Here is a 19,088-nt window from a genome sequence, read left to right as displayed (position 1 = left end):
CGTGATCTTGCTGGGGTTCCCAGCAAGATCACGGATCGGGTCAGTCGGTGGGGGCGATCTCCGCCTTCGCCGTCAGGGTCTCCGCACCCTCGACGACCTCCCAGCTGATCGAGGCCGCGCGCGAGGCGGCCAGCAGGTCACCCTCGGCGCGACGAGCGGCGTCCACGAGCGCGGCCGGGCCGGACAGGGTGGCCGCGGTGAGCGGGGTCTTCTGCGAGACCTTGGCCTCGCTCTTCACCTTGCGCAGCGCCGAGAGCGCCTGCCCCGCAGCGGAGAGCACGCCGAGCGCACCGTCGTCGGTCGCCCCCAGGTCGTCCAGGACGGGCCAGGCGCTGGTGTGCACCGAGCCGTCCTGCCACCACGACCAGACCTCCTCGGCCGCGTAGGGCAGGAACGGCGCGAACAGGCGCAGCAGCGTCCGCAACGCGATCGCCGCCGTCGCCCGGGCGCTGGCCGCGGCCACCGGACCGCGGGAACCGTAGGCGCGGTCCTTGACCAGCTCCACCCAGTCGTCGCAGAAGTTCCAGAAGAACTTCTCGGTCACGTCCAGCGCGCTCGCGTGGTCGTAGCGCTCGAACGCCTCGGTGGCCTGGCGCACCACGACGGACAACCCCGCGAGCACGCTGGCGTCGATGGGTTCCGTCACCGCGGCCGGCTCCGCCGCCGTGCCGCGCTCGACCCCGAGCCCGAGGACGAACTTCGAGGCGTTGAGCAGCTTCATCGCCAACCGGCGCCCGATCTTCATCTGGCCGGTGTCGAACGTCGCGTCGGTGCCCAACCGGGAGGACGCGGCCCAGTAGCGCACGGCGTCGGAGCCGAACTCCTCCAGCAGCGCCAACGGCGTGACGACGTTGCCCTTGGACTTCGACATCTTCTTGCGGTCGGGGTCGAGGATCCAGCCCGAGAGCGCCGTCCGCGCCCAGGGCAGACCGTCGAACTCCAGGTGCGAACGCACCACGGTGGAGAACAGCCAGGTGCGGATGATGTCCTGGCCCTGCGGGCGCAGGTCCATCGGGTAGACCCGGGAGAACAGGTCCTCGTCCCGTTCCCAGCCGCCGGCCAGCAGCGGGGTCAGCGACGACGTCGCCCAGGTGTCCATCACGTCGGGGTCGGCGGCGAAACCACCCGGCACCCCGCGCTGGTCCTCGGTGAAACCGGGAGCGGCCTCCGCCGCCGGGTCCACCGGCAGCGCCGACTCCTCGGGGACGATCGGGGAGTCGTAGACGGGTTCACCGTCGGCGTCGAGGCGGTACCAGACCGGGAACGGCACCCCGAAGAAGCGCTGACGCGAGATCAGCCAGTCCCCGTTGAGCCCCGTGACCCAGTGGTCGTAGCGGTGCTTCATGTGCTCGGGGTGCCAGGCCAGCTCTCCACCGCGGGCGAGCAGCGCGGAGCGCAGGTCGGTGTCGCGGCCCCCGTTGCGCAGGTACCACTGACGGGTCGAGACGATCTCGAGCGGGCGGTCGCCCTTCTCGTAGTACTTCACCGGGTGCGTGATCTCCTTCGGCTCGCCGACCATGTCGCCGGAGGCCTGCAGGGCCTCGACGACGGCCTTCTGCGCGCTGAACACCGTCGCCCCGGCGATGCTCTCGTAGAACCCGGCGCCGTCGGGGGTGGTCAGCCACGCGGGGGTCTCGCGCAGCAGGCGCCCGTCGCGCCCGATGACGGCGCGGTTGGGCAGCTGCAGCTCACGCCACCAGGTGATGTCGGTCGTGTCGCCGAAGGTGCAGATCATCGCGATCCCGGACCCCTTCTCGGGGTCGGCCAGCCGGTGCGCCACCACGGGGACCTCCACGCCGAACAGCGGCGTCGTCACGGTCTTGCCGAACAGCGGCTGGTAGCGCTCGTCGTCGGGGTGGGCGACGAGGGCCACGCAGGCCGGCAGCAGCACCGGGCGGGTCGTCTCGATGTACACGGTCTCGCCGCCGTCGGTGGGGGCGAACCCGATCCGGTGGTAGGCGCCCTCGGTGTCCTTGTCCTCCAGCTCGGCCTGCGCGACGGCCGTGCGGAACGTCGTGTCCCACAGCGTCGGTGCCTGCTGGGAGTACGCCTCGCCGCGCGCGAGGTTGCGCAGGAAGGCGCGCTGGGCCGTGGCCCGCGAGGTCGCCGAGATCGTGGAGTAGGTGTGCGACCAGTCCACCGAGAGGCCGAGACGGCGCCACAGCGACTCGAAGACCTGCTCGTCCTCGGCCGTCAGCCGGTCGCAGAGCTCGACGAAGTTGCGCCGCGAGATCTGGACGAAGTCGCGGTCGTTCTTCGGTGCCTTCTCCGGCGGCACGAACGAGGCGTCGTAGGGCAGCGTCGGGTCGCAGCGCACGCCGTAGTAGTTCTGCACCCGGCGTTCGGTCGGCAGGCCGTTGTCGTCCCAGCCCATCGGGTAGAAGACGGACTTGCCGCGCATGCGCTGGAAGCGGGCGACGACGTCGGTGTGGGTGTAGCTGAAGACGTGCCCGACGTGCAGCGAACCGGACACCGTCGGCGGCGGGGTGTCGATGGAGTAGACGTCGGCGCGCTGGGAGGTGCGGTCGAAGGCGTAGGTGCCCTCGTCCTGCCACGTCGGGGCCCAGCGCTCCTCCAGCCCGTCCACCGTGGGACGGTCGGGTACCTCGACACCGGGCGCGACGTTCGTCTGGAACTGGGGTGCGGGCGCTGCGGGCGTGGCGTCGGACATGACCCCATCATTCCAGCCGTGACCGGGCCCCCGCTCCGGCACCCGATCCGGTGACGGGTGCTGAAGGTGCGCCCGGGACCCGCCGATGCTGCGGTATGCCCTCCGCCCGACGCCTGCTGCCCTGGCAGGCCTACGCCGTCGGTGGTGCGCTCGCCACTGCCGTGGGTGTCGCGCTGCCGGCGGGGATGCTCAACGACGCCCTGTTCTCGGTCGTCAGCGTCTCCGCCGCGGTGGCGACCGCCGTCGGCACCCGCCTGCACCGACCGCAGCGCGCCTCGGCCTGGTGGCTGCTGACCGCCGGTCTGCTGGCCTGGGCACTGGGCGACGTCTCCTACGCCGTCTGCTACACCTGGCTCGGCTGGGACGCCTTCCCCAGCGTCCCCGACCTCTTCTACCTGATCGCCTACCCCCTCATCGCCGTCGCGATGCTGCGGATGGCGCGCCAGGCCCGGCCCGGGGCCGACCGCGAGGGCGTCATCGACGCCGCGATCCTCGCCGTCGGCTTCGGTCTGCTGTCTTGGACCTTCCTCGTGCGCCCGGCGCTGGCCGCCCTGCCGCAGGACCTGCCCGCCGGACTCGTCTCGCTGGCCTACCCCGTGGGCGACGTCGTCGTCCTGGCGATGCTGGTGCGGGTCCTGAGCGCCGCCGGACCCCGATCGGCTGCGGCCGGGCTGCTGGGCGGGGCGGCGGTCTGCATGCTGACGGCCGACACCCTCTGGCAGTACTCCGACGCCTACGCCACCCTGGACAGCACCTGGGTCGATCTGGCCTTCTCCGCCTCCTACGTGCTGTGGGGGATGGCCGCGCTGCACCCCTCGATGCGCCGCCTCTCCGATCCCTCGCCCAGCAGTCGCCACGAGTTCACCCCGCTGCGCCTGGCCGTCCTCACCGGCGCCAGCCTCCTCGCCCCCGGCACCCTGGCCCTGCAGCTGACCCTGGGGCTGCCGACCGAGGGCTGGGCGGTCGTCGTCGGCGCCACCACCCTGTTCCTGCTCGTGGTCGCCCGGATGTCGACCCTGCTGCGCCGGCTGCGCGAGCAGACCGACCTGCTGGGCGACCTCGCGCGCACCGACCCCCTCACCGGCCTGCTCAACCGCCGCAGCGCCGACGCCGAGCTGCAGCGGGCACAGGAGCGGGCCCGGGGCGAGGGGGTCCCCCTCGTCGTCGCCCTGCTCGACCTCGACCACTTCAAGGCCTTCAACGACACCTACGGCCACCCCGCCGGTGACGCCCTCCTGGTGGGGGCGGCGACCGCCTGGAGCACCGCGCTGGCCGGGACGGGGGCCCAGCTCGCGCGGTGGGGCGGGGAGGAGTTCCTCCTCGTCATCACCGGGTGGGAGCCCGCGCGCGTCGAGCTGCTGCTGGCCGACCTGCGCGCGGTGGTCCCCGCGGGCCAGTCGTTCTCCGCCGGCCTGGCCGGCTGGGACGGGCGGGAGGGGACCGGCGTCCTCGTCGGCCGGGCCGACGAGGCCCTCTACGCCGCCAAGCACGCCGGACGCGCCTGCAGCCGCACCGCCGTCGCGCACCGCCCCGAGCAGCAACCGGGGGAGTACTCGCGCCCCAGCGCCTGACGTGTGTGAAACTCGCAGGAACACGCGGCCGACGACGTCTGCAGGAGTTCCGATGAGCACCACGTTCAGCACCACCCTGGCCGAGCACGCCCGCAGCCGGCCCGACGGCGTCGCCGTCCGACTCGACGAGCACACCCTCACGTGGCGCGGGTTCGACGACGCCACCGCCCGGGTCGCGACCCTGCTGCGCACCGAAGGCGTCCGGCCCGGCGACCGCGTCGCCCTGATCCTGCCCAACGTGCCCCAGTTCCCCGTGCTCTACCACGGCATCCTCCGCGCCGGCGCGGTCGTCGTCCCGATGAACCCGCTGCTGCGCGGCCGCGAGGTGAACCACCACTTCGCCGACTCCGGCGCCGTCCTCGCCTTCGTCTGGCACGCCGTCGCGGACGCCTCCCACGCCGGCGCCGTCGGCACCCCCACCCGGGTGGTCGTCGTCGAACCGGAGGCCACCGCCGCCCTGCTCGCCGGCGTCGACCCCGACCCCGCGGCGCACGCACCGGACCCCGACGACACCGCCGTGATCCTCTACACCTCCGGCACCACCGGTTCCCCCAAGGGTGCGGAGCTGAGCCACCGCAACCTCTTCAGCAACGCCGTCACCTCCCAGGAGAGCCTCATCCGCCTCGGCGGGGACGACGTCATCCTCGGCGCGCTGCCGCTGTTCCACGCCTTCGGCCAGACCTGCGCCATGAACACCGCCCTCATCGCCGGGCGCACCATGACCCTTCTGCCGCGCTTCAGCGCCGCCGCGGCGCTCGCGGTCGTGCAGCGCGACCGGGTGACCCACTTCGCCGGCGTGCCGACGATGTACGTCGCGATGCTCAACGAACCCGACGCCGAGTCCTACGACCTGTCCTCCTGGCGTTCCTGCGTCTCCGGTGGCGCGTCGTTGCCGGTGGAGGTCCTGCGCGGTTTCGAGGCGCGCTTCGGCGTGGAGATCCTGGAGGGCTACGGGCTGAGCGAGACCTCCCCGGTCGCCTCCTTCAACCACCCCGGCGCCGTCCGCAAACCCGGCACGATCGGGATCCCGGTGCGCGGCTGCGAGATGGACCTGCGCGGCGCCGACGGCTCCGTCGTCACCGAGGGGGTCGGGGAGATCGTCGTCCGCGGGGAGAACGTCATGAAGGGCTACTGGCGCAACGAGACCGCGACGGCGCAGACGTTCGTCGACGGCTGGTTCCGCACGGGGGACCTCGCGACCCGCGACGAGGACGGGTACTACACGATCGTCGACCGGGCCAAGGACATGATCGACCGCGGTGGCTACAACGTGTACCCGCGCGAGGTCGAGGAGGTCCTCTACGAGCACCCCGCGGTCGAGCAGGTCGCCGTCGTCGGTTTCCCGGACCCGCTGGTGGGGGAGGAGATCGGCGCGGCCGTCGTCCTCAAGGAGGGGGCGCACGCGACGCCCGAGGAGTTGCAGCAGCACGTGAAGGACGCGCTCGCGGCGTACAAGTACCCGCGCCGGGTCTGGATCGTGGAGGAGCTGCCGAAGGGCCCCACCGGCAAGATCCTCAAACGCGAGATCCACCCGCCCGTCCGCAGCACCGAGCACGAGGAGCGCCCCGCATGACCAGCCCGACCGGAGTGGACTACTACGAGATCGCCGGCGACCTCACCGACGCCGAGCGCGAGGTCTGGGCGAGTGTCCGCGCCTTCGTCGACGAGAAGGTGATCCCGGTCGCGGGCGGGTACTGGGAACGCGCCGAGATGCCGCTGGACCTCCTCAAGGAGTACGCCCAGCTGAACCTCGTGGGCGACGGTCTGCAGGGACCGGGGATCCCGGCGCTGAGCCACACCGCCGCCGGTCTGATCACGATGGAACTGTCCCGGGGCGACGGGAGCTTCGCGACGATGCTCGGCGTCCAGGCCGGTCTCGCGATGCGCTCCATCGCCTTCCTGGGCTCGGAGGAGCAGAAGGAGCGCTGGCTGCCGCCGATGGCGCGCCTGGAGGTCCTCGGAGCGTTCGGGCTCACCGAACCCGACCACGGGTCCGACGCCGTGGCGCTGGCCACGACCGCCCGGCGCGAGGGGGACGAGTACGTCCTCGACGGCGCCAAGCGCTGGATCGGGTTCGGCACGATCTGCGACGTCTGCGTCGTGTGGGCCCGCGGTGAGGACGGCGCCGTCCAGGGTTTCCTCGTCGAACGCGGGACGCCGGGGTTCAGCGCCACCGCCATCCAGGGCAAGGCGTCGTTGCGCGCCATCCACAACGCCGACATCACGCTGACCGGGGTGCGGGTCCCGGCCGCGAACCGGCTGCCCGGCGGGAACTCCTTCCGCGACACCGGCCGCGTCCTGTCCGCGACCCGGGCCGGGATCGCCTGGGGTGCGCTCGGTCACGCGACGGCCGCCTACGAGACGGCGCTGGCCTACTCCCTGGAGCGCAAGCAGTTCGGCCAGCCGCTGGCGAGCTTCCAGCTCGTCCAGGACAAGCTGGTGCAGATGCTCGCCGAGGTCACCGCGATGCAGCTGTTCTGCCTGCGCGTCGGCAAGCTCGCCGACTCCGGCCGCCTCACCGACACCCAGGCCTCGCTGGCCAAGGTCAACGCCACCCGCAAGGCCCGCTTCGTGACGGCGATGGCCCGCGACCTGCTCGGCGGCAACGGGATCCTGCTGGAGCACCGCGTCGCCCGGCACATGGCCGACGTCGAGGCGCTGCACACCTACGAGGGGACGGAGTCCATCCAGACCCTCATCGTCGGCCGCCACCTCACGGGCATCTCCTCCTTCACCTGACCGCCGGCTCCTGGTCGTCAGGCGGTCCGGAAGGGGGTTCGGACGAAGATGCCGTACACCACGGCGGCGAGGGCGGCGATGATCCCGCCGATGACGAGGGACGGCGTGTAGCTGCCGTAGGTGTCGTAGATCCATCCGGTGAGCAGCGGCGCGAACGCGCCCCCGAAGTAGCCCCCGAAGTTCTGGATCGAGCCGACGGTCGCGACCTGAGAGTTGTTGGCGATGTCGCCCGGCATGGCCCAGGCCGCGGCCTGGGTGGTGGCGATGAAGCCGACGGCGAGGACGAGGACGGCAACGGCCAGGACGAGGTTCGTGACGAACGCGCTCAGGCACACCAGGACACCGGCGGAGACCGCGGCGACCATCATGACCTTCCGCTTGGCGGCCAGCGGGTCGACCCCCGGGCGGTTCGCGAGGGTGTTCATGACCCGGCCCCCGGTGATGCCGAGGATCGCGCCACCGAGGTAGGGCAGCGCTGAGATCCAGCCGGACTGCGCGATGCTGATCCCGCGGGCGTCCTGCAGGTACAACGGCAGGAACGTGATGAAGATGTTCCAGATCCAGATGATGCAGAAGAAGCCCGCCATCATGCCCCACACCTGGCGATGCCTGAACAGGCCCAGCCACGAGACGGGTTCGGCGACGGCGTCGGAGCCGGTTCCCCGACCCTCGGCGATGTGGCGCATCTCCTCCTCGCCGAGGCGGCGGTGGTCTTCGGGGGAGCGGTACCAGACGTAGAACGCGACCGCCAGGACGAGACCCAGCACGCCGAGGAACCCGAAGACGGTGCGCCAGCCGAAGGCGAGCATGATCGCGGTGAGGACGGGCGGCGCTATCGCCGGGCCCCACTTGGAGCCGCTGTCCCAGATCGCGGTGGCCTGGCCGCGTTCGGCGCGCGGGAACCAGTCCGCGGTCATCCGGGCGGCGGCGGGGGAGTTGGGGGCCTCGGTGATGCCCAGGAGCACGCGGAAGACCACGAAGTGGCCGGCGCGCTGTCCGAGGGCCATCAGCGCGGTCGAGACCGACCACAACGCGATGGCCAGGAAGTAGGCGCGCCGGGCACCGAGCCGGTCGACGATCCAGCCGACCGGGAGCTGGGCGAAGGCGTAGGTCCAGGAGAAGACCGCTCCCAGCAGGCCGATGTCGGTGCGGGTGATGCCGAGCTCGGAGATCATCTCCGGTGCCGCGATCGACACGGCGCTGCGGTCCATGTAGTTGACGATCCCGGCGAGCAGGGCGAAGCCGAGGATCCACCAGCGCAGGTTCCTGATCGGGCGTCGGCGCACCGACAGGTCGGAACGGGTCGTCTGCGTCATCGCAGCGGTCTCCTTCGACGTGGGGGACCTTCCGTGGTCACAGGGTCACGTCGAGCTTGTGGGTGCCTGAGGCCATCGTCAAGGGGTTGACGGAAAATCCTATTGGATGTTGGATCGTTGTGACTGGTCCATCGAAGGAGACGAATCCGACGTGAACGCGTTCCCCGCCCAGCGCACCGCCGTCGTCACGGGGGTCGGTGCCCCGCGCGGCATCGGTCGCGTGGTGGCCCGCCGCCTCGCCCGCGAGGGCTGGAGCCTCGCCCTCGTCGACGTCCGCGAGGACGGTGTCGCCGAGATCGCCGAGGAACTGTCCTCCTCCACCTCGGTGTTCGGTGTGGCCGTGGACATCACCGCCCAGGACGACGTCGTGGCTGCCTTCGCCCGCATCGACGACGCGCTGCCGCCCGTCGTGGGTCTCGTGAACCTCGCCGGGATCGCCTGCCCCACGCCGTTGATGGAGCTGACGGTGGCGGAGTGGAACCTCAGCTACGCGGTGAACGCGACGGGGTCCCTGCTGATGATCCAGTCCGCGGCGAAGCGGATGCAGGAGGTCGGGGTCGGACGCATCGTCAACACCTCCTCGATCACCGCGCTCGACGGGGGCGGGACGTTCTCCAAGACCGCCTACGCGGCCTCGAAGGCCGCCGTCCTGGGGCTGACCAAGGGCGCGGCCCGTGAACTCGGCCCGTTCGGCATCACGGCGAACGCGATCCTGCCCGGTCCCATCGACACCGACATCATGGGCGGGAAGCTCACCGACGAGCGCAAGGCCGACATGTCGGCCGGAATCCCCGTCGGCCGCGTCGGCCAGCCCGACGACATCGCCGCGATGGTCTCGTTCCTGGTGAGCGAGGACGCGGGGTACGTGAACGGTGCGGAGTTCCAGGTCGACGGCGGGAAGCTCATCCACTGACGGTTCAGGCGGGGACGGCGGACTCGCGGTCGTCGAGGGCGCGTTCGCGCACCTTCTCGAGGTGCTCGCGCACCGCGAGTTCCACCCCGTCCGGTTCCCGGCGGCCCAGGGCATCGACGATGGCCGCGTGCTCGGCCACCGCCAACTGCGCGTCCGTGACCCCGACGCCGGGGACCAGGCGCAACCGGAACCGCTGGATCTGGCCGTTCAGCCCCTCGAAGGCCTCGGCGAGGAACCGGTTCCCGCCGGCCCGGTTCAGGACGTGGTGGAACTCGTTGTCCGCCGCGTGGTACTCCCGGTACTCCGCGAAACCCGGTCCGGTGGGTGCCGCCGCCATGCGTTCCACGGTGGCCGCCAGCACGGTGAGCAGGGCGTCGTCCACGTGCGCCGCGGCCAGCGCGGCGTTGCGGCACTCCAGCAGCAACCGCGCGTCCATGAGGTCGTTCACCTCGGTCGCGCTCAGCATGTCCGCGACGAAGTACCCGCGCAGGGCCGCGCGGTGGACGAGACCGGTGGACTCGATGCGGACCAACGCCTCCCGCACCGGCGTGGGGGAGACCCCGAGGTCGCGCGCGAGGCCGTCGATGCTCAACGAGGAACCCGGGGCGGCGTGCCCGTCCATCAACCACGTGAGCAACGAGGTGTGGACGGCGTCGGCGAGCGAGGCCCGGGACGGGGCGGTGGGGAGGGTGGGGGCGTCGCGTGCCACTGCCACCACCCTCCCGGACCGAGAACTCTCGCCCGACAGGCTATCCCGCCGGGTGGAACCGCCGTCCGGTGACGCGCTCGGAGGCCCCGACGCGGTCGAGGTACGGGGTGATCCCGCCGGTGAACAACGGGTGCCCGGTGCCCAGGACGAGGCAGACGTCGACGTCCTGCGGACCCGCGACGACCCCCTCGTCCAGCACCCGGCGGATCTCGTCGGCGAGCGCGTCCTGCACGTTGCGCAGGACCTGTTCGCCGGTGAGCGGTTCGGTGGTCACCGAGAACAACCCTTCGGCGGCCCCGGTCTCGGCGACCGGCCCCTTGGGCGTGACGAGTTCGGGTGAACCGGCCTCGACCCAGCGCCGCAGGTTGTCCGAGACGCGGTAGCGGTCGGGGAAGGCCGCGGCGAGCGTCTCGTGCACGTGCAGCATGACCGCCGGCCCGACGAACGACGCCAACCGGAACGGCGACATCGGCAGCCCCAGCGGGTCGAGGCTGCGTTCCACCTCGAGCAGCGGGGTTCCCGCGTCGAGGGCCCGGACGACCTCGTCGAACATGCGCGTCGAGATGCGGTTCACCACGAACGCGGGTGCGTCCTGGACCAGGACGCACGTCTTCTTCAGCCGCTTCCCGACGGCGAACGCCGTGGCCAGGGCGGCCTCGTCGGTCGTCCCGGTGCGCACGACCTCGACGAGCGGGAGCACCGCGACGGGGTTGAAGAAGTGGAACCCGACGAACCTCTCGGGGTTCTTCAGGACCGAGGCCATCTCCGTCACCGACAGCGAACTGGTGTTGGTCGCCAGCACGGCGTCCTCACGCAGCAGGGGTTCGATCTCGCGCAGGACGTCCTGCTTGACGGAGAGTTCCTCGAACACCGCCTCGATGACGAAGTCCGCGTCGGAGAGCGCGCCCTTGTCGACCGAACCGGACACCGACGCCGTCAGGCGGTTCGCGGTGTCCTGGGTGATGCGGCCCTTGCCGAGGAGTTCCCGCACACCGGTGCGGACGAACTCGACGCCCTTCTCGACCCGTTCGGCCGAGACGTCGGTGAGCACGACCGGGACCTGCAACCGGTGCAGGAACAGCAGCGCGAGCTGGGAGGCCATCAGACCCGCCCCGACCACGCCGACGCTCGTGACCTTCCGCGCCGCTTCGGCGGGGGGTGCACCGGCGGGCTTCTTCGCGTAGCGCTGCACGAGGTCGAACGCGTACAACCCGGCCCGCAGTTCACCGGAGACGATGAGGTCGCCCAGGGCGGCCTCTTCGGCGGCGAAGTGCGTCGCACGGTCGTTCGTGCGGGAGGCCTCGAGCAGTTCCAGGGTGCGGTAGGGCGCGGGTGCGGCACCGTGGACGCGGGTGTCGGCGACGGCCCGGCCGCGGGCGATCGCGGCGTCCCAGGTCGGCGCGTCGGCGAGTTCGCGGCGCGCCACGGTGGTCGTGCCCGCGAGCACGGACGCCGTCCAGCGCAACGACTCCACGAGGAAGTCGGCGGGTTCGAACCCGGCGTCGACGATCCCCGCCTCGAGCGCCTGCGGGCCCGAGAGCGTGCGGTTGTTGGCCAGCGCGTTCTCGATCGCGACCTTCACCGCGACGTCCGGGCCGGCGATCCGGGGGAGCAGGTACGTCCCGCCCCAGCCGGGGACCAGACCGAGGTGGGCCTCCGGCAACCCCAGGCCGCGGACCGCGTTCGACACCGTGCGGTAGGTGCAGTGCAGGGCCGTCTCGAGGCCGCCGCCGAGGGCGAGCCCGTTGACGTAGGCGAACGTGGGGACCGGCGCGTCGGCGAAGCGGCCCAGCACCCGGTGGCCCGCTTCCGCCGTCGCGACGGCGTCCTCGCGGGAGGTGGTCTGCGCGACGGACTTCAGGTCGGCGCCGGCGCAGAACACCCCGTTGACCCCGGTGACGCCGATGGCGACGACACCCTCGTCGCGGACCAGGCGTTCGGCCTCGTCGATCGCCTGCTCGAGGGCGGGCAGGGTGTCGGAACCGAGGACGAAGGGCCGCCGCGGGTCGCCGGAGTCCAGGGTCAGCAGGGCCATCCTCCCGGGACCGGCGAGACCGGAGGAGGCGGGCAGGTCGAGGGTGCGGACGAAGACGGGCATCAGTTCGCTCCTCCGTCGAAACCCTGCCAGGACGGGTTCTCCCAGACGACCGAACCGCCCTGACCCAGGCCCACGCACATGGCGGTGAGGCCGTAGCGGACCTCGGGGTGCTCGGAGAACTGCCGGGCGAGCTGGGTCATGAGCCGCACTCCCGACGCCGCGAGGGGGTGCCCGATGGCGATGGCGCCGCCGTAGGGGTTCACGCGTTCGTCGTCGTCGGCGATGCCGAAGTGGTCGAGGAAGCTGAGGACCTGCACGGCGAACGCCTCGTTGAGCTCGAACAGGCCGATGTCGTCGATGGTCAGCCCGGTGCGCGCCAGGACCTTCTCGGTGGAGGGGATCGGGCCGAGGCCCATGACCTCGGGTTCCACACCGGCGAACCCGAAACCGACGAGCCGCATCTTCGGTGTCAGGCCCAGTTCCCCGGCCACGTCCTCCGCCGCGATGAGGGACGCCGTCGCCCCGTCGGTGAGGGGGGAGGCGTTGCCGGCCGTGACCCGCCCGTGCGGCCGGAACGGGGTGCGCAGGTTCGCCAGCGCCTCCATGGTCGTCCCGGGGCGGGCGAGTTCGTCCTCGGTCGCGAGCCCCCAGCCGCGCTCGGAGCTGGCGGAGGCGACCGGGACGAGGTCGGCGCCGACCTGGCCGTTGGCGACGGCCTTGGCGAACTTCGCCTGGGAGTTCACCGCGAACTCGTCCGCCCGCTGCTTGGTGAGCTGCGGGAACCGGTCGTGCAGGGCCTCCGCGGTCTTGCCCATGTCCAGGGCGTCGGGGGAGACGATGCGTTCCAGCAGGAACCGCGGATTGGGGTCCATGCCCTGCCCGAGCGGGTGGTGGCCCATGTGCTCGACGCCGCCCGCGAGCGCCACGTCGAGGGCACCGATCGCGATGGAGGCGGCGGTCGTCGTCACGGCCGTCATCGCGCCGGCGCACCAGCGGTCGATGGCGTAGCCGGGGGTGGTGACGGGCAGTCCCGCCAGCAGGGCCGCGCTGCGGCCCAGGACGAGGCCCTGGTCGCCGGACTGGGTGGCGGCCGCGATCGCGACCTCCTCGACCCGTTCGGGGGGTAGGGAGGGGTTGCGCCGCAGGAGTTCGCGCAGGCAGGCGACGACCAGGTCGTCGGCGCGGGTCTGGGCGTGCAGGCCGTCGGGACGGGCCTTGCCGAACGGGGTGCGGACGCCGTCGGCGAAGACGACGCTCCGACCCGGGGCGGGCGTGTGGACCACAGGACCTCCTCGTCACTGGTGCTGGCGGGCACCACCGTACGCGGCGTCCGGTTTATCCGGTACCGGGAGTCCCGCTTAACGCCCGGGAGGCGGACAGCTCGGCCTGCAACGCGTCCTCGCTCAGCGCGGTCCCGGGCAACGGCGTGGGGTGGCGACGGGCGGTGCAGAGGCCGTCGAGCGCGATGGCGAGCTGGCGGCGCCAGGCCTCGCCGACGTCCAGCACGTGCACGGACTTCAGGAGCACGACCAGGTCGCTCGTCTCCACGTCGGGCCGCAGCCGGCCGGCGCAGCGGGCGCGCCGGACCAGCTCCTGCAACCGGGGCCCGAGCTCGGCGCGGGCCAGGGCGAGTCCGCTGCGGCCGTGCTCCGCGCAGAGGACCGCGTCGCGCAGCCCCCGGTCGGCGGCCATCCGCTCGCACGCGCCGGTGAGGAAGCGCACGACGGCGTCCCAGGGGTCGACCTCCGCGGCCGCCCTGTCCGCCAGGTCGACGAGCTCACGGATGCGTTCCTCGAAGAGCGCCTCGACCAGGGCGTCCTTGTCCGGGAAGCGGCGGTAGACCGTCCCCACCCCGAGGCCGGCGTGGCGCGCGACGTCGTCGAGGCTGGCGGCCAGGCCGCGGGTGGCGAACACCGCCCGGGCGGCGTCGAGCACCCGCCGGCGGTTCAGCTCGGCGTCGCGCCGCAGCGGGCGGGCCGCCGGGGAGGGGGTGGTGGTGCTCACGACCTGCCCGTCGGCACGCCCGCGGACGAAGTGGAGGACGGGCCTCAACTTCGCGCGCGGCGCGGCCGAAGCAGAACGGGAGACCAGCAGACCCCCGTCACGGAAGAGAGCTCGTGAGCACCGAGGCCACCCCGGCAGACCCGCCCCTCGACCCGGTTCGTGAGACCGCGAGCGCGGTGCCGCCGCGTCCGCGCACCTCGCCCGAGAACGACGTCCCGGCACCCCCGGCCGACCGTTCGCGCTGGCTCGTCCTCGCGGTCCTCTCGCTGGCGCAGCTCATGGTGGTCCTCGACTCCACGATCGTGAACATCGCCCTGCCCACCGCGCAGGCCTCCCTCGGGTTCTCCGACGACGACCGCCAGTGGGTCGTGACCTCCTACGCCCTCGCCTTCGGCGGTCTGCTGCTGCTCGGCGGCCGCCTCTCCGACGTCGTCGGACGCAAGCCGATGTTCCTCACCGGTCTGGTGGGTTTCGCCCTCGCCTCCGCCCTCGGCGGTGTCGCGCAGGGCTTCGGGATGCTCATCGTGGCCCGCGCCCTGCAGGGTGCCTTCGGCGCGATGCTGGCCCCGGCCGCGTTGTCGCTGCTCATGACGACCTTCACCGCACCGGGTGAGCGGACCAAGGCGTTCGGCATCTTCGGGGCGGTCGCGGGCGCCGGCGGCGGCATCGGGCTGCTCCTCGGCGGGCTGCTCACCGAGCACCTGTCCTGGCGCTGGTGCCTCTACATCAACGACGTCCTCGCCGTGGTGGCCGTCGTCGCCGCGTCCCTGCTGCTCAAGCACCAGCGGTCGGCGAACCCCGCCCCGCTGGACTGGTTCGGCACCGTGACCGCCGTCCTCGGTCTCGTCGGGATCGTCTACGGCCTCGGCAACGCCGAGACCCACGGCTGGACCTCCCCGAGCACGTGGGGGTTCCTCGTCGCCGGGATCGTCCTGCTCGTGGTGTTCTGCTGGTGGCAGACCCGTGCGGCGCACCCGTTGCTGCCACTGCGCGTGGTCCTCGACCGCAACCGCGGTGGGTCGTTGCTGGCGATGGCCGTCGTGGGTGCGGGCATGTTCGGGGTCTTCCTCTTCCTCACCTACTACCTGGCCAAGCAGCTCGGGTACACCCCGGTGCAGACCGGGCTGGCGTTCCTGCCGATGATCGGCGCCGTCTCGGTCACCGCACCGTTCGTGGGGGCCCGGTTGCTGCCGCGCGTGGGTCCCAAGCCCCTCGTCCCCACCGGCCTCGTCCTCGCCGCGCTCGGCATGGCCCTGCTGACCCGCATCGACGTCGACTCCCACTACGCCTCGGTCGTCCTGCCCGGGTTGATCGTCGAGGGCGTCGGCCTGGGCTTCATCTTCTCCGCGGCGATGGCCACAGCCACCCTGGGCGTCCAGCCCGCCGACGCCGGCGTCGCGGGCGCGATGGCCAACACCGTCCAGCAGATCGGTGGGTCCATCGGCACCGCGCTGCTCTCGGCGCTCGCCGGCAGCACCGTGACGAACTACCTCGCCGACCACGTCGACGGTGAGCCGTCCCCGGCCGACCTCGCCCAGGCGACGTTGTCGAGCTACCACGTCGCGTTCTGGGTCTGCTCGGGGATCTTCGTGGTCGGTGCCCTCGCGACCGGTCTGCTGCTGCGCCGCGGGGCGCCGCAGTTCGACCCCGACGCGGGTCCGGTCATCGCCCACTGACCACGCGTGTGACGCTGGGGCGGGCGTGCAGTTGACTGGGCCTGCACGGATGGGGAGCACGGGTGAGGGAGAACGCATGAGCACCGAACAGGACGTCGACGCCCCGGGCTCGACGCCGCCACCGCAGCCGTCCGCGGGCGGCAGGCTCTTCGCGGCCGTGCGCGAGGTCGTCCTCGTCGTGGCGGTGGCCCTGGTCGTCTCCCTCGTCGTGAAGACGTTCCTCCTCCAGGCCTTCTTCATCCCCTCGGAGTCGATGGAGCAGACCCTCGACGTCGGCGACCGGGTCATCGTCAGCAAGCTGACGCCGGGCCCCTTCGACCTCGCCCGCGGCGACGTCGTGGTCTTCCAGGACCCGGGGGGCTGGCTGCCCCCGGGCAGCACGGTCCAGCGCGGTGCGGTGGCGACGGCCGTCTCCGACGTCCTGACCTTCGTCGGTCTGCTCCCCGAGGACTCCGACGACCACCTCATCAAGCGCGTCATCGGCCTCCCCGGCGACCACGTCGTCGGCACCGACGACGGCAGCGAGCTGACGGTGAACGGCACGCCGGTCGACGAGTCGGCCTACCTCGCCACCGGCGCCGAACCCACCGAGAAGAGCTTCGACGTGACCGTCCCCGCCGGGGAGCTCTGGGTCATGGGCGACAACCGGCAGAACTCCCGCGACTCCCGCTACAACGCGGAGTCCACCGACGGCGGCTTCGTCCCGATCGACCTGGTCGTGGGTCGTGCCTACAGCGTCGTCTGGCCGGTCTCGCACTGGTCGTGGCTGGGCACCCCCTCCGCCTTCGCCGACGTGAAGGACCGGTAGCCGCGCTCACGTCAGGACGGCGACCGCCGACCCGGGCTCTTCCCGCTCCAGTCCGTGGAGTGGAACGTTCGACGGCTCCCGAGGCACCTGCGAGCCGCCGAACGTTCCACTCGCGGCGCGCGGAGGACGTGCCAGCATGCCGTCGTGCTCGAAGAACTCAGACGTCAGCTGGCCGAGGTCGGCCCGGCCACCTTCACCGCCCGCGACTACCGTCCCGCGACCGTGCGTCACGTGGTCCTGTTCCGCTACCGCGACGACGTCACCCACGAGCAGCAGCAGGAGGTCCTGCGCCGGTTCCGGGCGCTCGCGGACTCCGAGCGCGATGGTGAGCGCTACGTCGTCTCGATCGAGGCGGGGGAGCAGGCCAGCGGTGAGGGAGCGGCACCGTTCCGCCACGGCATCGTCGTGACGTTCGCCTCGGAGGGCGACCGCAACTACTACGTGGGCACGCCCGTGCTCGACGACCCCGCGCACCTCGACCCCGCGCACGCGCGGTTCAAGGAGTTCGTCGGACCGTTGCTGCACCCCACCGACGGGGTGCTGGTCTTCGACGTCGTCGCCTGAGCCGAGCCCAGACGCACGAGAGCGCGGACAGGTCCGGGGACCTGTCCGCGCTCTCGGTGGTGGGTCAGGCGGTGAGCCCGCGGGTCGGGCGCAGCAGCTTGATGACGAGCAGGACGCTGGCGATGATCGTCACGGCGGCGAGGGTGCGCCAGCCGACGGTGAGCACCACGCGCTGGAACTCGATGCTGGCCTGGGTCAGCCAGTACCAGGCGCCGACGGAGGACGCGACGACGGACCCGACGATGGTGGCGAGCAGGGCGCCCGCGCCGCTGCCGCTGCGCTTGCCGGCCTCGGCGGCGGCCTGGTCGGCCCAGAGGTCGCGCCGCTTGCCGAGCAGGTGGGTCACCCAGGACTTCGCGGTGTTCCAGCCGGAGAACCACAGCCACATCTCACCGGGCAGCCAGAGCACGGCGAAGAGGTAGTCCGCGCGGGTCCGGTGGGGGGAGAGGTGGGCCATCTTCAGCTGGTAGAGCGCCGCGAGGGCCGTCGGGGTGATCCACCACCAGGACCAGACGAACTGCGAGACCGACAGCGACGCGGCGAGCAGGGCGACGAAGGCGAGACGCATGACGACGTTCAGGCCCAGACCGATGTGCTGCAGCCAGAACGGCAGGGTGCGCTTGGACAGCGGCATGCTCGTCATGAGCGAGATGAGCCCGGCGTTCCACTTGGCGCGCTGACCCGAGAGGGCGCGGACGGTCGGCATGGCGCCGACCTGGGCGCGGGCGGTGGCCGACATGACCGTCGTCCAGCCGATCTCCTGCAGTTCCAGGCCGAGCTGCGCGTCCTCGGTGGCGGTCTCGTTCGTCCACGGCGCGGGGCGGCGGTGGCGGCGGGTGACCTCGTCGATGGCGCTGAAGCGGAAGGCCGAGCACTGACCGCCGACGATCGTGGTCTTGCGGGCGCGTTCGTTGGCGCGGACCTGGAACTGGGTGAAGTCCATCTTCTGGGCGCGGACGAGCTGGCGGTTGAACCAGCCGCCGGTGCCCTCGGCGAAGTGGTACTTCGCCGACACGGCGGCGGCGCTGGGGGTCTTGAGCAGCTCGGCCTCGAGGTCGGCGAGGCAGTCGGGGTCCAGCACGACGTCGGCGTCCATGCTGACCATGACGTCGAACGCGCCACCGGCCAGGAACTCCGCGTAGCCGGTGGCGAGGGCGCCGACCTTGGCGTCGGTGTTGCCGACGGTCTCGATGACCTTGACCCCGCGGTAGCGCTTGGCGATCTTCACGGTGGCGTCGGTGCAGTTGTCGGCGATGACGACGATGAGGTCGGGGGTCCTCGACTGCGCCATCAGCGACTCCAGGCACGCCTCGATGTCCTGCTCCTCGTTGTGCGCGGGGAGCAGCACGGCCATCTTGGCGGTGCGGCGGGTCGCCGGGCGGTAGCGCAGCCGGTGGATGGTGACCTCGAGGGCCCGGCGGGCGGTCACCGCGGTGTCCGCGATCCGGTCGGCGATGCTCGTCCGGGGAGCCGGCACGCTCAGGCGCGGCACGACGGTTCCTTCGACGACCCGGGGCTCGGGCTGGACCAGCAGGGGGGCGAGGTCTTGGACGGCCATGGGGGTTCCTCCGGGGGCGGGGGGAGTTCGGGGTACTGCGGGGGGCTCATCAGTGACGTTAGGTAGCCGATTGCTCCACCAACAGCTCCGTTCCGCCGCTAGAGGTAACGCTGCGGTGATGAACAGACCGCTTGGACCCGTGGTCATCACCCGGAGTGACGTCACCTCACGCAACCCTTGACGGGTGGTGACCGGAGTCGCGACATCCGTGACTGCCGGTGCCGAACGGGGAAGACCTGGACCTCGGCGACGGTTACGATGACCGCACAGGCGTCGATCCGGCCATCACCGGTGAGCCTCCGGAAGAACGGCCGCACCACCCGGCGGGTGGGACGGCTCACTAGAACCGGACGGGTGCGGCCCGTGACAGCCGGACGAGAGGTCGTCGTCGTCGGTCCTTCGGGGCGGTCGGGGACGGCAAGCGGGGTGGTACCGCGGCACCGCCGGCCCCGGCGGGAGTCGTCCTCGTGGCTGGAAGCATCAGTCGAGGAGACGCACGTGTCGCAGGACGTCACGCCGCC

14 protein-coding genes are annotated in these 19,088 nt (G+C 71.9%); 7 read left to right on the top strand and 7 right to left on the bottom strand.

The window, feature by feature from the left end; translation table 11 throughout:
• Positions 1-40: 40 nt before the first annotated feature.
• Entirely contained in the window at positions 41-2,671 is a 2,631-nt protein-coding gene (gene valS, locus AC0I8G_RS11685) for a valine--tRNA ligase (protein ID WP_471730057.1), read from the bottom strand.
• Between the two features lie 95 nt (positions 2,672-2,766).
• Between valS and AC0I8G_RS11680 the strand changes: the two genes are divergently transcribed.
• From AC0I8G_RS11680 to AC0I8G_RS11670, 3 genes are read left to right on the top strand one after another with little or no spacing between them, the layout of a single operon-like run.
• Positions 2,767-4,242 (top strand): GGDEF domain-containing protein, encoded by a 1,476-nt coding sequence (locus AC0I8G_RS11680; RefSeq protein WP_471730056.1) that lies wholly within the window; start codon positions 2,767-2,769, stop codon positions 4,240-4,242.
• A gap of 52 nt (positions 4,243-4,294) precedes the next feature.
• Positions 4,295-5,815, top strand: a complete 1,521-nt coding sequence (locus tag AC0I8G_RS11675) for a long-chain-fatty-acid--CoA ligase (protein WP_471730055.1) — start codon at positions 4,295-4,297, stop codon at positions 5,813-5,815.
• On the top strand, positions 5,812-6,981 hold the full coding sequence (locus AC0I8G_RS11670) for an acyl-CoA dehydrogenase family protein (RefSeq protein ID WP_380260348.1): 1,170 nt from the start codon (positions 5,812-5,814) through the stop codon (positions 6,979-6,981). The genes AC0I8G_RS11675 and AC0I8G_RS11670 overlap by 4 nt, the downstream gene beginning before the upstream one ends.
• 17 nt (positions 6,982-6,998) lie before the next feature.
• On the opposite strand, the gene AC0I8G_RS11665 is transcribed toward AC0I8G_RS11670, so the two are convergent.
• Positions 6,999-8,297: an MFS transporter gene (locus AC0I8G_RS11665; RefSeq protein ID WP_471730054.1), complete on the bottom strand. Its 1,299-nt coding sequence runs from the start codon at positions 8,295-8,297 to the stop codon at positions 6,999-7,001.
• Positions 8,298-8,403: 106 nt separating this feature from the next.
• On the opposite strand from AC0I8G_RS11665, the gene AC0I8G_RS11660 reads away from it, so the two are divergent.
• Complete coding sequence (locus AC0I8G_RS11660; protein ID WP_471730053.1) at positions 8,404-9,210, top strand: SDR family NAD(P)-dependent oxidoreductase; 807 nt, start codon at positions 8,404-8,406, stop codon at positions 9,208-9,210.
• Positions 9,211-9,214: 4 nt separating this feature from the next.
• Here AC0I8G_RS11660 and AC0I8G_RS11655 read toward each other — a convergent pair whose 3' ends face one another.
• From AC0I8G_RS11655 to AC0I8G_RS11640, 4 genes are read right to left on the bottom strand one after another with little or no spacing between them, the layout of a single operon-like run.
• Complete coding sequence (locus tag AC0I8G_RS11655) at positions 9,215-9,919, bottom strand: GntR family transcriptional regulator (RefSeq protein WP_471730052.1); 705 nt, start codon at positions 9,917-9,919, stop codon at positions 9,215-9,217.
• Between the two features lie 40 nt (positions 9,920-9,959).
• On the bottom strand, positions 9,960-12,017 hold the full coding sequence (locus tag AC0I8G_RS11650) for a 3-hydroxyacyl-CoA dehydrogenase NAD-binding domain-containing protein (protein WP_471730051.1): 2,058 nt from the start codon (positions 12,015-12,017) through the stop codon (positions 9,960-9,962).
• Entirely contained in the window at positions 12,017-13,240 is a 1,224-nt protein-coding gene (locus tag AC0I8G_RS11645) for a thiolase family protein (protein ID WP_471730050.1), read from the bottom strand. The genes AC0I8G_RS11650 and AC0I8G_RS11645 overlap by 1 nt, the downstream gene beginning before the upstream one ends.
• Before the next feature lie 52 nt (positions 13,241-13,292).
• Positions 13,293-13,961, bottom strand: coding sequence for a TetR/AcrR family transcriptional regulator (locus AC0I8G_RS11640; protein ID WP_471730049.1), 669 nt, complete (start codon positions 13,959-13,961; stop codon positions 13,293-13,295).
• 176 nt (positions 13,962-14,137) lie between these two features.
• Here AC0I8G_RS11640 and AC0I8G_RS11635 point away from each other — a divergent pair, with 176 nt between their 5' ends.
• From AC0I8G_RS11635 to AC0I8G_RS11625, 3 genes are all read left to right on the top strand, one after another.
• Entirely contained in the window at positions 14,138-15,637 is a 1,500-nt protein-coding gene (locus AC0I8G_RS11635; RefSeq protein ID WP_380260454.1) for an MFS transporter, read from the top strand.
• Between the two features lie 76 nt (positions 15,638-15,713).
• Entirely contained in the window at positions 15,714-16,445 is a 732-nt protein-coding gene (gene lepB / locus AC0I8G_RS11630) for a signal peptidase I (protein WP_471730048.1), read from the top strand.
• Between the two features lie 144 nt (positions 16,446-16,589).
• Positions 16,590-17,009 carry a Dabb family protein gene (locus tag AC0I8G_RS11625; RefSeq protein ID WP_471730047.1) on the top strand — a complete coding sequence of 140 codons (420 nt, stop codon included), beginning with the start codon at positions 16,590-16,592 and terminating at the stop codon, positions 17,007-17,009.
• Between the two features lie 64 nt (positions 17,010-17,073).
• Here the strand turns inward: AC0I8G_RS11625 and AC0I8G_RS11620 are convergent, their stop codons facing one another.
• On the bottom strand, positions 17,074-18,567 hold the full coding sequence (locus tag AC0I8G_RS11620; protein WP_380260341.1) for a glycosyltransferase family 2 protein: 1,494 nt from the start codon (positions 18,565-18,567) through the stop codon (positions 17,074-17,076).
• Positions 18,568-19,088: the final 521 nt, after the last annotated feature.

The organism is Kineococcus sp. AC630 (genome assembly GCF_979255925.1).
Note: the sequence above shows the minus strand (reverse complement) of the source record. Positions and strands in the feature narration are given on the sequence as shown.

What these genes read in the sequence shown, in the direction of transcription:
- AC0I8G_RS11670 (WP_380260348.1), top strand. Translation starts at nt 5,812, where the DNA reads ATGACCAGCCCGACCGGAGTGGACTACTACGAGATCGCCGGCGACCTC.
- AC0I8G_RS11680 (WP_471730056.1), top strand. Translation starts at nt 2,767, where the DNA reads ATGCCCTCCGCCCGACGCCTGCTGCCCTGGCAGGCCTACGCCGTCGGT.
- AC0I8G_RS11660 (WP_471730053.1), top strand. Translation starts at nt 8,404, where the DNA reads ATGTTGGATCGTTGTGACTGGTCCATCGAAGGAGACGAATCCGACGTG.
- AC0I8G_RS11665 (WP_471730054.1), bottom strand. Translation starts at nt 8,297, where the DNA reads ATGACGCAGACGACCCGTTCCGACCTGTCGGTGCGCCGACGCCCGATC.
- AC0I8G_RS11675 (WP_471730055.1), top strand. Translation starts at nt 4,295, where the DNA reads ATGAGCACCACGTTCAGCACCACCCTGGCCGAGCACGCCCGCAGCCGG.
- AC0I8G_RS11620 (WP_380260341.1), bottom strand. Translation starts at nt 18,567, where the DNA reads ATGGCCGTCCAAGACCTCGCCCCCCTGCTGGTCCAGCCCGAGCCCCGG.
- valS (WP_471730057.1), bottom strand. Translation starts at nt 2,671, where the DNA reads ATGTCCGACGCCACGCCCGCAGCGCCCGCACCCCAGTTCCAGACGAAC.
- AC0I8G_RS11650 (WP_471730051.1), bottom strand. Translation starts at nt 12,017, where the DNA reads ATGCCCGTCTTCGTCCGCACCCTCGACCTGCCCGCCTCCTCCGGTCTC.
- lepB (WP_471730048.1), top strand. Translation starts at nt 15,714, where the DNA reads ATGAGCACCGAACAGGACGTCGACGCCCCGGGCTCGACGCCGCCACCG.